This window comes from Paenibacillus sp. BIHB 4019 (assembly GCF_002741035.1).
GTDB lineage: Bacteria > Bacillota > Bacilli > Paenibacillales > Paenibacillaceae > Pristimantibacillus.
Genome location: NZ_CP016808.1, coordinates 3,676,369 through 3,691,552, shown reverse-complemented (window position 1 = coordinate 3,691,552; position 15,184 = coordinate 3,676,369). Strand labels below are relative to the sequence as shown.

9 protein-coding genes are annotated in these 15,184 nt (G+C 51.4%); 2 read left to right on the top strand and 7 right to left on the bottom strand.

Annotated features, from left to right (window positions below):
* Positions 1-161 precede the first annotated feature (161 nt).
* Both BBD42_RS16020 and BBD42_RS16015 read right to left on the bottom strand, forming a co-directional pair.
* Positions 162-1,121, bottom strand: a complete 960-nt coding sequence (locus tag BBD42_RS16020) for an NHLP bacteriocin system secretion protein (RefSeq protein ID WP_172455514.1) — start codon at positions 1,119-1,121, stop codon at positions 162-164.
* A 34-nt stretch (positions 1,122-1,155) separates the two neighbouring features.
* On the bottom strand, positions 1,156-2,346 hold the full coding sequence (locus BBD42_RS16015; protein ID WP_172455513.1) for an ABC transporter substrate-binding protein: 1,191 nt from the start codon (positions 2,344-2,346) through the stop codon (positions 1,156-1,158).
* Positions 2,347-2,628: 282 nt separating this feature from the next.
* Between BBD42_RS16015 and BBD42_RS16010 the strand changes: the two genes are divergently transcribed.
* Complete coding sequence (locus tag BBD42_RS16010; RefSeq protein WP_099518959.1) at positions 2,629-3,348, top strand: response regulator transcription factor; 720 nt, start codon at positions 2,629-2,631, stop codon at positions 3,346-3,348.
* 234 nt (positions 3,349-3,582) lie between these two features.
* On the opposite strand, the gene BBD42_RS16005 is transcribed toward BBD42_RS16010, so the two are convergent.
* Positions 3,583-7,770 carry an invasin domain 3-containing protein gene (locus BBD42_RS16005; protein ID WP_099518958.1) on the bottom strand — a complete coding sequence of 1,396 codons (4,188 nt, stop codon included), beginning with the start codon at positions 7,768-7,770 and terminating at the stop codon, positions 3,583-3,585.
* 117 nt (positions 7,771-7,887) lie between these two features.
* Positions 7,888-8,070: a hypothetical protein gene (locus tag BBD42_RS16000; protein WP_099518957.1), complete on the bottom strand. Its 183-nt coding sequence runs from the start codon at positions 8,068-8,070 to the stop codon at positions 7,888-7,890.
* Between the two features lie 177 nt (positions 8,071-8,247).
* Between BBD42_RS16000 and BBD42_RS15995 the strand changes: the two genes are divergently transcribed.
* Complete coding sequence (locus BBD42_RS15995) at positions 8,248-12,741, top strand: AAA family ATPase (protein WP_099518956.1); 4,494 nt, start codon at positions 8,248-8,250, stop codon at positions 12,739-12,741.
* A 144-nt stretch (positions 12,742-12,885) separates the two neighbouring features.
* On the opposite strand, the gene BBD42_RS15990 is transcribed toward BBD42_RS15995, so the two are convergent.
* The 3 genes from BBD42_RS15990 to BBD42_RS15980 form a co-directional block, all read right to left on the bottom strand.
* On the bottom strand, positions 12,886-13,083 hold the full coding sequence (locus BBD42_RS15990) for a hypothetical protein (RefSeq protein ID WP_099518955.1): 198 nt from the start codon (positions 13,081-13,083) through the stop codon (positions 12,886-12,888).
* Between the two features lie 67 nt (positions 13,084-13,150).
* The gene (locus BBD42_RS15985; protein ID WP_099518954.1) at positions 13,151-14,158 is read right to left on the bottom strand and encodes a FecCD family ABC transporter permease; all 1,008 of its coding nucleotides are present in this window, start codon (positions 14,156-14,158) and stop codon (positions 13,151-13,153) included.
* A complete protein-coding gene (locus BBD42_RS15980) occupies positions 14,155-15,162 on the bottom strand; it encodes a FecCD family ABC transporter permease (RefSeq protein WP_099518953.1) in 1,008 nt (335 codons plus the stop codon). The genes BBD42_RS15985 and BBD42_RS15980 overlap by 4 nt, the downstream gene beginning before the upstream one ends.
* Positions 15,163-15,184: the final 22 nt, after the last annotated feature.

Here is a 15,184-nt window from a genome sequence, read left to right as displayed (position 1 = left end):
GAAGGGCTGCGCTGCATGAAAAGATTGGGCAACTGATCGCCATTAGCCTTGAATTTCTATGAATAAACCCGCGTACGGGGAAATTCAAGGCTAAAAGCGAACACCCCGCGTTTCTCTGCCTAATCTTTTCATTCCGCTGCGCCTTTTTCACCATGCTTTTTTTATTTAAAATATGGAATGACGGTCGCAATCGGGCGCTGCGAGCTGACGGTGATGGAACCATCGACCATCATGCCGCTGCTTAGCCGAACGGGCGGACCTTGCTCTGTCGTCCAGCTGTAGCCGCTTGCCATCTCGGAGTTAGGGGAGAGATTGACGCGAATTTCAAGCGATACGCCCTGCGACGCCATTTGCTGTACAAGACCTTCATTGCCGAGCGTAGACATCATTCCCTGCACCGTTACTGGAAACTCGGATACCGAGACGACCTGCCCAATCAGCGAGCCAAACTCTTCGCGGTTAATCGAGCCTGGCGAGACGCGCACCTCCATGCCCGGAAGCAGCTGCCGGCCCTGACTGACCGGCACATACAGCACGGCAATCAGCTCATCCGTCTGCACGCCATACGTTTCGAGCCTGATAATATCGGAGCCATCCCCAATGTAATTGCCCGTCTTCACCAATACCTCTTTCACTTTGCCCGTGTACGGACTTATCACTCTTGTGCTGTATTCATAGCCGAGCTGCTGCTGCTCGAGCTGCTGCTTCAGGCTTTTAAGCTCCGCTACACGGCCGGCCCTGTCTTCAGCTGTCGCCCCTTCAAGGCTCGCAATCGCAAGCTTAGTCTGCTTCATTTGCTCCAGCAGCTCCGGCTGCTCCATCCGGCCAATGACCTCGCCTTGCTTCACCGTGTCATTTTCGACCACACGAATATCAGACATCGCTCCAGCCGCAGAGGCATGAACCGTTTTCAGTCCGCCTGGGCGAATAAGCACGCCCGGCCCATCCGCTTTGACGGTCATCGTGCCGAATATCCCCCAATACAAGGCGGCGACAATGAGCAAACCTACACCCGTGAGCATAAGCCAGCCGCGAGGCGAGGTTACCCGAACCAAATTGTCGAGCTGCTCCGGGGAAGACAACCGCTCAAGTGCCACTTTACGAAAAACATGATTATTCATCGCTACCTCCCAAGTGTTGAAGCCTAACACTGCCTTACAATGGATTCGGAAGGAGCACCTCATCCAGACGCTTGAAGGTTCCTGCCTCCAGCTTTTTCATGACGATGCTCATGCCCTGAACGTCGCCATGGGCATCAAAGGAATGCTGGCCTGTGACCCCTTCCCAGCCCTTGAGCTCAGACAGCGCGGCAGATATCGCTTTCGGGCTGCGGGAGCCCGCTTTCTCGATGCCGTCAGCAAGCAGCTTGAGCGAATCATAGGCCTGCGCCGCCCATTTGCCCGGCTCCTTCCCATATTTGTCGATATACTGCTGCCGGAAGCTTTGATTAAGCTCGGAAGGTCCAAGCTCATAATATACGGAAGCGACAATCGTTCCTTCCACCGCTTCACCCGCTTTGGCAAATTCCGCCGAATCCAGCGCATCGCCGCCAATGACGGGAATATCCATGCCAGCTGCGCGAATGGCTTTTACGAAGGAGATTCCTTCGCTTGCCCTCGCGGCCACCATAATAAGATCGCTATCGAGCGTTTTCCACTTATCGACAATGCGCAAAATATCAGCCGTATCCTTATAGCCTGACAAACGGTCAACGACGCGCAGCCCAGACTGGGATGCCTGATCTTCGAAAGCATTCGCCAGTCCTCTACCATACTCGTCATCCGTATAATAAATCGCTATATTACGGTGCTTCGTTCCACCAGCGTACATGGCAAGCGCCTGTCCAAGCTGATTATCATTAGGAATATTGCGGAAAATATAAGAGCTGTTCACATCAGTGAGCTTCGGTGATGTTGATGCCGGCGTCAGCAGCACAATGCCCGCATGCGCATAAATGCGTGACGCTGGTACCGTGACGGAAGAACCACGATGACCGATGACCGCACTGACAGCTGGATTATCCGCAAATTGCTGTGCAATCGCCATGCCTTTTGTCGTAGAGGCTTCATCATCCATTTCCATCAGCTTGATTTTCTTCCCGCCCAGAATGCCTTCCTGATTGATTTGCTCAAGCGCCAATTGAAGCCCTTCATGAAATTGATCGTTCTGCTGCTCAAATGGCCATACCACTCCAATGACCACCTCGTTAGACGAGCCGCTAAGCGCCCGCTCCCGAGCTTGATCCGGTTCGGAGGACGAAGCGCATCCGCTTATCGTCAGCGCGATTCCGAGCAGTGCGATTTTCCATAACAGCCCCTTTCGGCGTGTTCCCCCAATAACATTCACTAGGCTATCTCCCTTCAAAACTAAACCTGACTAAACCTTTATACCTATCAAGTCCTACTGCCCTACATTATAAAATAGCCCAAAATGTTAAACCATCAATTCAAAGTCAAGATAACCTCAATTTCATTTAAAATCTGATTTATCCAATCGACATATTTTTGCGAACATGAGATACTTAAAATAGGATAATTTTGAGACTTTCGGCAGGGTATGCCGCTGCGAGAGAAGAGAAATCTGCTCGCTCGCAACCAGCAAGCTATACAAGAGGAGAATGGCTATCATATGTCTTCTAAAAATACGATTTTGATCGTGGATGATGATCATGAAATTAATGAATTGCTGACCATGTCTCTGAAAAGGGAAGGGTTTCATACGCTGTCGGCCTACAATGGCGTCGATGCGCTTAAAGCGGCGCAGGAGCATGCTCCTGATCTGGTGCTGCTTGATGTGCTGCTGCCGGGCATGGACGGTTTTCAAATTTGCAGCGAAATTCGCAAAACGAGCAATGTGCCGATTTTGTTCGTCAGCTGCAAGGACGAGGATATTGATAAAGTGCTGGGGCTGGGCCTTGGAGGGGATGACTTCATTTCAAAGCCGTTTAGCCCGATTGAGCTAATCGCCAGAGTTAAAGCGCATATCCGCAGAAGCAATTTGCTGCATAAACACGAAGAAGTAACCGACAAAACGTTAAAGTTTGATCAATTGCTCATTGATCCCGCCACCCACCTTGTGCTTGTGGACAACAAACCCGTTTCCCTATCAGCCAAGGAATTCAAGCTGCTGTTCCATCTCGCTAAAAATCCAAACCGGGTATACAAAAACGAGCAGCTGTTTTCGCTGCTCTGGGATGATGTCCATATGGGAGATACGCATACGGTCATGGTACATATTTATAATTTGCGAAAAAAACTGGAGAAAAATCCGGCAAAGCCGCATTATATCCGCACCATTCGCGGCGTCGGCTATAAATTTAATGACAAGCCTGCCGAATTCATAGACTAATCGGGGATGCCGCAGCATTTGTACAAACGCTGCTGACCATTTTTTACGTAGAAATGATTAAAGGGGTATCAAGCGTAAACGGTTTTCGCCGTCCATACAAAGTGAGTATGGGGAGCGTTATTATATTACACCCCTATAGGGGCAAATATAATAACGCTCTTCCTTGTGTATCGTATAGTTAAAATCACTCCTTTCCAGTAGCTTCCCAAGGTTGATCTTACCTTTTAGCCGCCTCTACTGAATGAGCCCCGCTTGCATGAGCATTCGATAAATGAGTACGGTCATTTCGGCGCGAGTCAGTGGTTTTTGCGGCTGCAGCTCATTTCCATAGCCCTTCACCAAACCTTTTAATATCGCTATCTGCATAGCCTCCTCCGCCCAGCTGCCAATTTTCGAATGATCGCCATATGCGGATAAGTCCACTTCTGCAGCGCCTGCTGAATCGCTTTCTGCACCCGCCAGCTTCAGCGCACGAACGGCCATTACGATGGCTTCCTGTCTGGAAACTTCTTCATTTGGCCGAAACGTTCCGTCTTTATAGCCATCCATAATGCCATAAGTTTGTACGGCCGCCACGGCACTACTGTACCAATTTGCATCGCTAACGTCATGAAAATCGGTACGGCTTCCAGCGCTCGGCAAGCCTAGCGCCCTGGCAAGCAAGGCTGCGACTTCGGCACGGGTAATGGCGGAGTCTGGCTTAAATTGATTGCCAGCCTGACCGTTTACAATCATTCTGCTGTACATAGTTTCAATTTCGGCAGCCGCCCAATGATTTTTAATATCGGTTAATGCAGACGTATGGGTGACGAGCACAAAGGCACCGCCCGTCAAGCTGTGAATAACGGCCAATTTTCGTCCATCCTTCGCTATAAAGGAAGTAGGAACGGGGCGCAGACCCAGCTTCTCATCCCACAGGGCAGCCGTTGTAGCCGTGATAGCTGCATTTGCAGGCAGATAAACGACGTTTTCCACATAACGGCTGAAGCTGGAGACCCTACTAATGCCGCTAGTTCCAATCGTCTCCACTTTAAAATATACGGGGCTGCCAATTAGTTGCAAACCGCCTGTTTCTGCTGCTTTTTGCAGGCTTGCTGCAGCACTCCCCTTCTCCAGCCCAATAGTAATGCGCACTTTCGCCGCGGCGCTCCATTCAGGCTGCTGTTTGGCCAGCTCAGCTATAGGCAGCCGGTGCTCTCCATATATCGTTTTAAGCGTCACAACCGCAGCGGCTTTGATGAGAGCTTGCGCAGCGTCAGCTGAAAGCTGTACTTCAACTACGTCTGCTTCCGCAGCAATAGATATTGAAATATTTTGTTTTTCCGAAGCAGTGGCAGAACCCAGCACTTTGCTGAGTATAGCGGCATCCAAATGGGCATAAATGGTTTTGGTTTTATCGGTGCCAAGCTTAAGGAAGGCAGCCCCTTCAATGTCTTTTTCATTAATTTGGATGACAACCGGCGTGTCTGCCGATGCGGCAGGCGTACTTGAAGCGCCTCCCGTATTAGGAGCAGGCGGTACGGCACGAATAACGTTCAACTCATACTTTTTAATCGTGCCGTCCTGTGCCTCGACCTGAACCTCAAACGTATTGTTTCCCGCAGCAAGCGAATATTCCCCGGTTTGTACGCCGCTCGCAACCTGCGTACCGTTTACGTAAACTTTGGAGTAGGCGTCCAATAAGGTCAGCTTCATTTTCAAACCAGCTGTCGAGTGGCCTGCTTGGACCGTATAATTCGCAATGGCCGGATCAAACCGGAAGCTCACTGCCCCTCCGGCTCCCTCTAGCTCCCACCCAGACAAATTCGCATTGCTGCTTAACGGTACGATATTTTGAATATCAATCGTAGCCACAGCGGCATTGCCCGAAGCATCTAGCGCATAGACGGTATACACTCCGTTCGCCTGTACGGTAAATTGGCTCGTCATGACCTCGCCAGCTGTTGCAAAATAGGAGACGGAACGGCTTCCTTCCGCCCATTTTATCGAAGCGATGCGGTTGAATTCCCCGAAAGCCGCTGCCGTCGCATGTACGGTCACCGTCCCAAAGGTTGCCGCTGAGGGATCAGCTTGCAGAGCAATCGTTGGAGATTGATCGTAGACGAACGACACCTCTGCCGTTTGATCCAGTTCAACTCCGCTTGCCTCTTCCTGGGCAAAATAAGTAACGTCCTCTGCGGTCGTATTGCTCACTGTGAAGCTTGCTATTCCATCTGCACCCGTTACTGCAGCAGGCTGAGCAATGATGGAATGCCCGCCTCTTGCCTGAAGCCGCATCGTTTGCCCTTCAAGCGGATGGTTAAAGTCATCCATCAGCTTTACGGAGATCAGGACGCTGCCGCCATCTGCCCGAACGACTGCCTCGCTCGCGGTGACGGTTGATTGGGCGGGGCTCATCTCCCCAACGACAAATTCGATTTCTTCCGTCGTCTGTAGCGTCTGCCCGTTAACGGTTGCGCTCACGATCGCATTGCCTAACGCAGTCGGGGCAGTCAGCGTTGCTGTATACGTGCCGTCACCGTTATCCGTTACCGCGCTAACCGTTCCTAGCGTTGCAGCAATGGCTACCGTCGCTCCGCCGGTTGTCAAGCTATTCTCCTGTGCGTCGCTCAGCCTTACACGAATCGTTGTCTGGCTTGCTCCGTCAGCGGTTAAAGTCCCATCCGACACTAGAATTCTGCTAGTTAATACGGAGGGAGCTCCCGGTAAAAAGGAGACGCTTGCCGTTGCCGCTATGACCTGCCCGCCAACGCTGGCGCTGACTATAGCGTTCCTCGCAGTTGTTGACGCCGTCAGCATCGCCGTATAAGTGCCATCGCCATTGTCCGTAACGGCGCCTACCGTCCCCGCCGTCGTCGATACCGCGACCGCCGATCCTCCGCTAGTCAGTGCATTGCCATGCGCATTTTTAAGCTTTACGCTGATCGTGGTCTGGCTCGCGCCATTAGCGGTCAAGGACGCATCCGCTGCTTCCACTGTGCTCGTCGCCGTCGATGCCGCTCCCGGCACAAACTGCACGCTCGCTGTCGCTGTGATCGACTGGCCTCCTACCGTCGCACTGACGGTTGCCGTTCCCACCGTCGTCGGAGCTGTCAGCGTCGCCGTATACGTGCCGTCACCGTTGTCCGTGACGGCGCCCACCGTGCCCGTCGTCGCAGATACCGTGACGGTCGCTCCTCCGCTTGTCAACGCATTGCCATACGCATCCTTTAGCGTAATGCTGACGGTCGATTGGCTCGCTCCGTCAGCCGTCAGCGTTGCTGGGCTCGCCTCTACTGTACTCGTTGCCGTCGATGCCGCTCCCGGCACAAACTCCACGCTCGGCTGCGATGTGATCGTCTGGCCTTGCACCGTAGCGATAATAATTCCCGTTCCCGCCCTCGTCGGCGCCGTCAGCGTTGCTGTATACGTGCCGTTGCCGTTATCCATAAGGCTGCTGACTGAGCCAGCCGTCGCTAATGCCGTGACCGACCCTCCTCCGCTTGTTAACGCATTGCCATACATGTCCTTCAGCCTGATGCTCACCATCGTCTGACTTACACCGTCGGCCGTCAGGGAGGCGTTCGCTACTTCCACTATACTCGTCGCAGCCGACGCCGCTCCCGCTTCAAACTGCACGCTCGCCGTCGATGTGAGCGATTGGCTTCCTACTGTCACGCTCACAGTCGCCGTCCCCGCTGTAGTCGAAGACGTCAGCGTCGCCGTATAGGTGCCATCGCCATTATCCGTAACCATGCTGACCGTGCCCCGTGTAGACGAGATGGTCACGTTTTCTCCACCCGCCGCTAGATTCGTACCCTGCTTATCCTTCATCTGCACAGTTACGGTTGTACGGCTTGCTCCATCTGCGGTCAGGCTCGATTGACCAGCCGAAACGGTGCTTAAGGCTGGGGAGAGCGAATAGTCGCCAATCATATACGTCCTGAAAGTAAAATCGTGTCCGTTAACGATCGAATAGCCTCTGGTATAGGAATCAGTCGAACTTATATTCCACCCAATTCCGGATGATCCAGCATTTTCTGTAGATACAACCATTCGATACATGGTTTCTCTCGTCAAATAAGCCGATGTTCCGGAAAAATCAACAGATGACCAGCCTGTTCCGATAGACGATGTTTGAGCGGATGCAAGTGGTGTCGTAAGATCATCATCCTTATAAACTTTAATGATGAGGAGATCAGGGCTGTTTGTTGCCGTAATATTAAGCTCAATGGCATCCAGATAGCCCGTTATAGCCGGCGTAAAGGTTTGATATCGCGGATAATCAGCATTTGTCCATACATATCCCGAATAGCTTGCACTCTCCTGATCCAATACAGCCGCTCCCGCCGCTTGCGCCGGCCTGACTGCTGAAAGCTCCATCAATAATACCGCTGCCAGCAATAGGGCAATCCAGCGCTTGTTCCAATTCCATGTGATCATTGCAATCCCCCGTAATAGACTATTTATTAGAGCTTATCTTTTAACCAATTCTTACATGCATCTCGCAGCTTTTTTCCATAACCTGATTCTACCATTATGTTAACCTGCCCGATTGCTCTAAGATAGGCCCTTGCTCATAAAAAAAGTCACGGTGCTGCCCGCTACCGCCAAAATCAGAAAAATACCGAAATACCACTTGATGAATCTCCAACTCATGCCATTGCCATCCCACCACACCTTAACAAAAACAACAACCGCTATAATTGAGATGGTAACCAGAACAATTAATGCATTTTCCATATTGACGCCCACCCGTGCCTTTCTGCTGTTCAATTCTCTATTTAAATTAATACAAAACGAGGGGCTAACCCTATACCTATAAAGAAGTATTTTTCATTTAAAACGAGCGGAAACAGGCTTCCATTTATTATAATAGTAGGAATGAAAGAGTAATTTGATGCTAGAGGTGTTTTGGTCATGTCCGCAATGAACTTTGAGAATGCTTTTGGCCCTGCGGGGCCGGATTTGCCTATCCCTGAGCTTTCCCTGAGGTATTATTTAGCTGAATGGAGCGGGATGCCTCCAGAGCAATTTCTGCCTTTGGCAAGCTCCCTTGCTGCAAGTGTAGCGGAGCTTCATCAACAGCATATCATTCATCTCGACTTGCGGCCGGAGCGAATTCATGTTTTTCCCGCTCATAATCAATCGTCCGTGCCGGATGCCGGATTAGCTGTTCAACGGACGGACAAACGCTATGTTCGCCCTGACGGGCAGCTGGCAAACGACTTGACGCTGCCCTACTGCTCGCCGGAAAATACCGGCCGGATGCTGCGAACGGTCGACGAGCGGAGCGATCTTTATTCGCTTGGCGTTATTTTTTACGAAATGCTCACCGGACGTTTGCCCTTTGAAGCGGATAATCCGCTCGAATGGGTATACCTGCATTTGGTAAAAAGCGTCCCTCCCATGACTAATTCGCATATGGAATGGCCTGAAGGGCTGGAGGCTATCATTATGAAGCTGCTGGAAAAAAATCCGGATAAACGCTATTCCAGTGCGCTTCTGCTGCAGGCAGACTTAAATAATATCGGCCACTCGCCTCCCTCCTTTATACTGGAGCCTGGCTTTCACGGCAGGGAGTATGAGCTTTCCGTGCTCACCCAAGCCCTCTATTCCGTCTGCTTCGGCTCTACGGAATTGGTGTATATATCAGGGGAGGCCGGCATCGGAAAAACGAGCCTCATGGATAAAATGTTTCGAAACCAGCCGCAAGCAGGCGAATTTTTCTACATAACCGGCAAATTCGAGCAGCTCGCCAATGAAAGCCCCTATTATCCAATCATCCAAGCCTTTCGCGGTCTTATTCGCCACCTGCTTGGCGAACACAAGGACAAAGCCGAGCTTTGGAGCATGCGGCTGCGAGAGGCTCTAGGAACGAGCATAGGCATTATAACCGCGATTATTCCCGAGGCGGCCGTGCTGCTTGGCGAAGCGCCAGCCGTGGAGGTTCTGCCGCCCTATGAATCGCATAAACGGTTTATTTATGCTTTCCGCAAATTTGTTCAAGCGCTAGCTTCCAAGGAGCATCCCATCGTGCTGTTTATTGATGATTTGCAATGGGCAAACTCGTCGTCTCTTCAGCTCATTCATGCCCTGGTATGCGATCCGGAATGCCAGTATTTGCTGTTCGTCTGCGCTTATCGCCATAGGGAAACCGATGCGCGCACGCTTCCCGGCTATGAGCCGGATGGCAGTGTTTCCAAGCAGGCGGTCGTCCGCCATCTACATTTAGAGCCGCTCGACATGGCGCATATGAACCGCTTTGTAATGGAGACGCTTAACAGCCCGGCCAGCACCACGATGGACTTGACGGAGCTGCTGTACCATAAATCCGGCGGCAACCCGTTTCATTTCAAGCAAATTCTGCTCCGCATGCAGGATGACGGCACCCTGAGATACAGCGCTGACAAGCATGGCTGGCAGTGGGATTGGGAGCAGATGCTTGAACGCGAGCCGGGCTTTTCCATTCAAGAGCTGATGGCCTACCGAATGAGCCGTCTTGCGCCCGAAGCGCAGCAGCTGCTCCAGACTGCCGCATGTGTAGGCAGCTCCTTTTCCCCGCAATTCATAGCCCAGGCTGCTAATCAGAATAGCGTAGCGCTAGCCGCGCAATGGTCGGCCATTGAAGGCGAAGGCATTATTTTGCCCGTTCACAAGGGGCTTTACCGCTTTGCCCATGACAGCATCCAGAAGCTGATTTACGGCCAGCTGGAGAATTCAGCCAAGCAGGCGCTGCATCTGCACATCGGGCGTTTTCTGAACCGGCAGCACCAGGCAGAAGCAGCTGCCGGAGACGCTATTAGCATGGAAGACGGCAAGCATGCCTTCGAGGCCGTTAACCATATGAACAGAGGCGCTGTTTTAATTGCGGACAAGGAGGAGCGGCTTGAGCTCGCGCAGCTTAATCTAGAGGCAGGGAGCCGCGCTAAAGCTTCCTCTGCCTTTGATGTAGCTGTCCAATATTTTCACAAGGGGGCTTTGCTGCTTGGCATGGAGGGCTGGAACTCGTCCTTTGAGCTTTGCTTTAATTTGTACGCCCAGAAGGCGGAATGTGAATATATGTGCGGCAATCATGCGCAATCAGACAGCGATCTTGAGCTGCTGCTCAGCTATGCGCGCGGCCCAGCCGAACGAAGCCGAGTATTTATGATTCGAATTATGCAGTTCATCAATCAGGGCAAGTATTCGGAAGGCACTGCGCTTGGCCTGCAAAGTCTGAGGGAGCTTCAAATTATTATTGACCCTAATCCCGGCAGCTTCATGCTGATGCTAGAAGGCATTCGTATAGAACAGCTGCTGCGCAACCGCTACGACAAGCTGCTCCAGCTTAAGGAAATGACGGACCCGGACTACATTGCGGCAATGAATTTGATTTTTGCTGTAGTGCCCTCTACCTTTTTTACGGATAAAAAGATTTACTTCCAGCTCATTTGCCGGGCCATTCAGCTGTCGCTTAAGCATGGAAATACGCCGGTGTCGGCAGCTGTCTATTCGGCCTACGGAATGATTTTAGGCAATACTAGGGGCCAGTTCGACAAGGGGTACGCGATTGGAAAAATCGGCGTTGAGCTATCCGAGATTTACAACAGTCCTTCCATTAAAAGCACAACCTATACGATATACGGCGGCGTGCTGTGCCAATTTGCCGGGAAAGCCGGTGAGGGCGAAGCCTACGTGTCTCAAGCGATGCGCTACGGCATGGACTCCGGCGATTACGTCTTTGCCAGCTATGCGATTGGCGCCCACATCAACGCCTTGTATGCGCGAGCCCCATTAAGCGATGTAAACCGCAAAATAGCCGAATATATGGTCGTGCTGGATACAACGAAGGATGAATTTGTGCGCCAAAATTTTTTCCTCTATCAGCAGTTTTTTCTCGCCCTGCAGGGGCGAACGGCTGCACCAGATTCATTCAGCGGAGCTGACTTTGATGAGGAGCATTTTTTAAAGCAAATCAGGCAAGAGGAAACCGCAGCGACAACCTTATTTCAATTCTGCACCTATAAAACGCAGCTATGCTTTCTTCTGGGACGCTATGAGGATGCAATTGGGTGGGCCCATCAAGCAAAAACGCATGAAGCCTACGCCACTCATTTGCCTCATTTGCCCGAATGCCTGTTTTATGAATCGTTAGCTATTATTGCAGTCTATCCTGAGCTGCGCAGGCATCGTATTATTAGAAAAAACTTGCTTCGCAATCTTGGGCGTTATCGAAAATGGGCTGCATGGAGCCCGGATTTTTATCAGGCCCGTTCCGACATTCTTCATGCTGAATATGCTCGCGCTTGCAATGAGCAAAGCCTGGCTGAGGAGCTTTATGATAAAGCGCTGCGCCAAGCCAGGGAGTTGGGCGACAAACAGGCAATAAGCCTGGCAGCGGAGCTCGCAGCAAGTTTCTACACGGCTAGATCCATGAACAAGATCGCTTTATTTTATTTACAGACCGCACTCGAGGGGTATAGACAGTGGGAGGTTTACGTAAAATCAGAGCAATTAGAGGAGCAATTGCTAGGCTTGCAGCGGCAAGAGCAGCAGCTGGCAGGCAGCGCTTCTCCTCGAATATCCTTTTTCACCACAGCTGTAGAGGCAGACGGTAGTAAAAAAGAACAGCCAGCCGCCTCAATCAGCTTCCGCAGCAGCGAAACGCTGTCAACGGAAAGCCTTGATCTTGCCGCTATATTACAAACCACAGAAGCAATCGCGAACCCGCTCGATATGGACGCCGTGCTTGCCGAAATTATGAAAACGATATTGAAGCATGCCGGTGCAAGCAAAGGGGCCTTGCTTACAGGCAGCAACGATGCCCTTTATGTTCAGGTCTATGCCGCCTTGGAGAATCCGAATGCCCCTTGCCCTTTCGAGCTGAATGACAGCTCCTTGCTACCGGAAGGCATTATCCGTTATGTCCTTCGGACACAGGAGAAGGTTCATTATGCTGGAACAGAAGAGAGTTGGCTCATCCATAACCCTTACATGGCAAAGCATCAGCCCCAATCGGTTATATGCATCCCCGTTTCTGTTCATGGCACCATGCTCGGCGTGCTTTATCTTGAAAATAAGCTGGCAAGCGGCGTGTTCACAGCTGATCGCACACCGGTACTGCTCGCTATGGCATCATACGGCTTATTAATGTGTGTTCTGCAAAGCTTGCCGGAGCAGCCCGAATCTCAAAGCAGCAAGGAATCAGCTGTGCAGCCACTGCCGGACATGATCGCCGAGCCGCTTACGGAGCGCGAGCTTGAGGTGCTTGCCCTGCTCGCCTCTGGCCTATCCAACAAAGAGATTGCTGAGCATCTCATTATCGCCCTAAGCACGGTAAAGGTGCATGTGAAAAATATTTTTGCTAAACTCAAGGTCAACCGGCGCACAAAAGCAGTCGCTCAGGCGAAGGAAATGAAGCTGCTCAGCTAATGCGGTCAGCCCTATCCTACTTTTCGCAAATGGAATCGGCTCACTAAATGGAGGTATTCATGGACATGATCCCTACACCCCCACATTCATTTGGAACAAGTGCATATGCCAACACTGGCGATGGACGAAAGCTGCATTATATGGTCAAAGGAAGCCGATACGCTCGGAACAAAAAATAAGAACAGCTATTACAGCTGCCCATCGCGAAACCGCAGCTTCCTTGCCGGGCGGCAAATTTGTCGAAGCTCCCCATTCCGGCCATCTCGTCATGTTTACCGATCCAGCTATTATCATTGAAGAAATTTTGAAGATGAACGTGTAAATAAATTTGAATAGATTCATGCAGAAAAAGCCCTGCTCCAGTGGAACTTCTTCCACATGGGGCAGGGCTTTTCGTGCTGAAGCCACGCTATTTTTTCAAAAGCAAATATGCAAAATACGGTACGCCGATCAACGATACCATGATGCCAGCCGGGATACCATCAGGATCGACAATGTTGCGGCCAATCGTATCCGAGAGCAGCAGCAGCAGCCCTCCGAGCAGCACAGCGACCGGAATAAACAGCTGATTGCGCGGCCCAACCAGCGTCTTTGCAATATGCGGAGCCATTAGCCCCACGAAGGCGATGCCGCCCGTCACTGATACCGCAGCAGCAGCAGAGGCTACGGCAGTGACAATCAGCATGAGACGCTCACGTTCAAGATTCAAGCCGACACCCCGCGCCGACTCCTCGTTCAAGCTGAGCAGATTGAGCCGCTGAGCTTTATACAGAGTGAATGGAATAAGCAGGATGAGCCAAGGTAGCAGTGCCCAAATAAATGGCCAATCCGTTCCCCATATGTTTCCTGCCAGCCACTTGGATATAAAATCGACCTTGGAGCGTTCCGCTGCGGAAATGATGACAATCATAATACCAGACAGCGCCAGAGAAAAACCGACGCCGACCAGCACCAGACGTATCGGATCAAGACCGCGGCTTCTGCTGTACGAGAAAGCATAAATTAATGCAGCCGTAAGCAATGCCCCGATAAAGGCAACTAACGGCAAAACATACACAAACGATCCGACGCTCACCGGAACATATAGAAAGAAAATCGCAATGCCTACGCCTGCGCCTGAATTAATGCCGATGATGCCCGGGTCCGCCAGTTCGTTGCGAGTTACGCTTTGCAAAATTGAACCGGATAAAGCGAGCGCCATTCCTGAAAGCAAGGTAATAAAGATGCGCGGCAGCCGTACCGAAAACAGCACAAACTCCTCTTTAAATGTGCCTTGCCCAAGCAAAACGGGAAGCAGCCTGTCAAAGGACAGGGAAGCATAGCCTAAGCCCATGCTCACAACCGCAACCACGGCTATTAAGCCTAAGCCGACAAGCAAAATCAAACGTTGTTTACGAGCTAGTGTACGTGGAATCATGAGAAAGCTTTGCCTCCTTTACGCACGACAATCAGGAAAAAAGGCAAGCCCACCATCGCCACAATCGCGGCCATTGGCGTCTCATAAGGCGCATTAATGGTACGGGCAAGCGTATCGGCAAGCAGCATAAAGGAAGCGCCTGTAAATACCGAAATCGGCATAATATACCGATAGTCGGTTCCAACGACCAAGCGAACGATATGGGGAATCATTAAGCCTACGAAAGCAATGTTCCCAACCAGCGCAACCGCCGCCCCCGTAAGCATAATGATAAGAACAAACAAAATCGCTTTGATTTGTACAAGCTTTTGCCCGAGACCAACCGCCACATCATCGCTTAGGCTCAAAATCGTCAGCTGGCTCGAGAGCATAAGCGCCACCAGCATGCCGATCAAAATAACCGGAGCGATCGCTTGAAGCTGTCCCCAAGTCGTGCCAATCAAGCCGCCAGCCGTCCACATGGACACATCCTTGGATATTTTGAAAGCCAGACTGATACCGCTTGAAATGGCGTAGAGAAAAGCTGAAATCGCCGCGCCCGCCAGCACGATCCGCATTGGAGAAAGGCTGCCCCGGCGCATAGAGCTAAGGATGAGCACTAAAGCGGCCCCCAAAGCCGCGCCTAAAAAGCAGGCAATCATCATGCCGAAGTAACCTAACCCTGGCAAAAATATAAAGGTCAGCGCCAGACCCATGTTCGCACCCGAGGTTAAGCCTAGCAAGCCCGGATCAGCGAGCGGATTGCGGGTTATTCCTTGCATGATCGCGCCAGATACAGCAAAAGCCGCTCCAACCAGAATAGCGGCCAGCTCGCGCGGCACCCGAATTTCACGCAGGACGAGAAGATTGTCGGCCTTGGAATCGGTTGCGATGGCGAGCCATAAGTCCTGCAAATGAATTTCCTTCGCTCCTAATAGAAGCGAAAGAATGAAGCAAACGACCAGCAGCAGTGCGCTGCCGGCCAGCTTCCAGGAAAACGAAATTGCGCCTTGTTTCTTTTTCAATTCAATCTCATCTTTTCTTCAA

Excerpts from the sequence above, each read along its gene's own strand:
- BBD42_RS16020 (WP_172455514.1), bottom strand. The coding sequence starts at position 1,121 with ATGAATAATCATGTTTTTCGTAAAGTGGCACTTGAGCGGTTGTCTTCC.
- BBD42_RS16010 (WP_099518959.1), top strand. The coding sequence starts at position 2,629 with ATGTCTTCTAAAAATACGATTTTGATCGTGGATGATGATCATGAAATT.
- BBD42_RS16005 (WP_099518958.1), bottom strand. The coding sequence starts at position 7,770 with ATGATCACATGGAATTGGAACAAGCGCTGGATTGCCCTATTGCTGGCA.
- BBD42_RS16000 (WP_099518957.1), bottom strand. The coding sequence starts at position 8,070 with ATGGAAAATGCATTAATTGTTCTGGTTACCATCTCAATTATAGCGGTT.
- BBD42_RS15995 (WP_099518956.1), top strand. The coding sequence starts at position 8,248 with ATGTCCGCAATGAACTTTGAGAATGCTTTTGGCCCTGCGGGGCCGGAT.
- BBD42_RS15990 (WP_099518955.1), bottom strand. The coding sequence starts at position 13,083 with ATGAATCTATTCAAATTTATTTACACGTTCATCTTCAAAATTTCTTCA.
- BBD42_RS15985 (WP_099518954.1), bottom strand. The coding sequence starts at position 14,158 with ATGATTCCACGTACACTAGCTCGTAAACAACGTTTGATTTTGCTTGTC.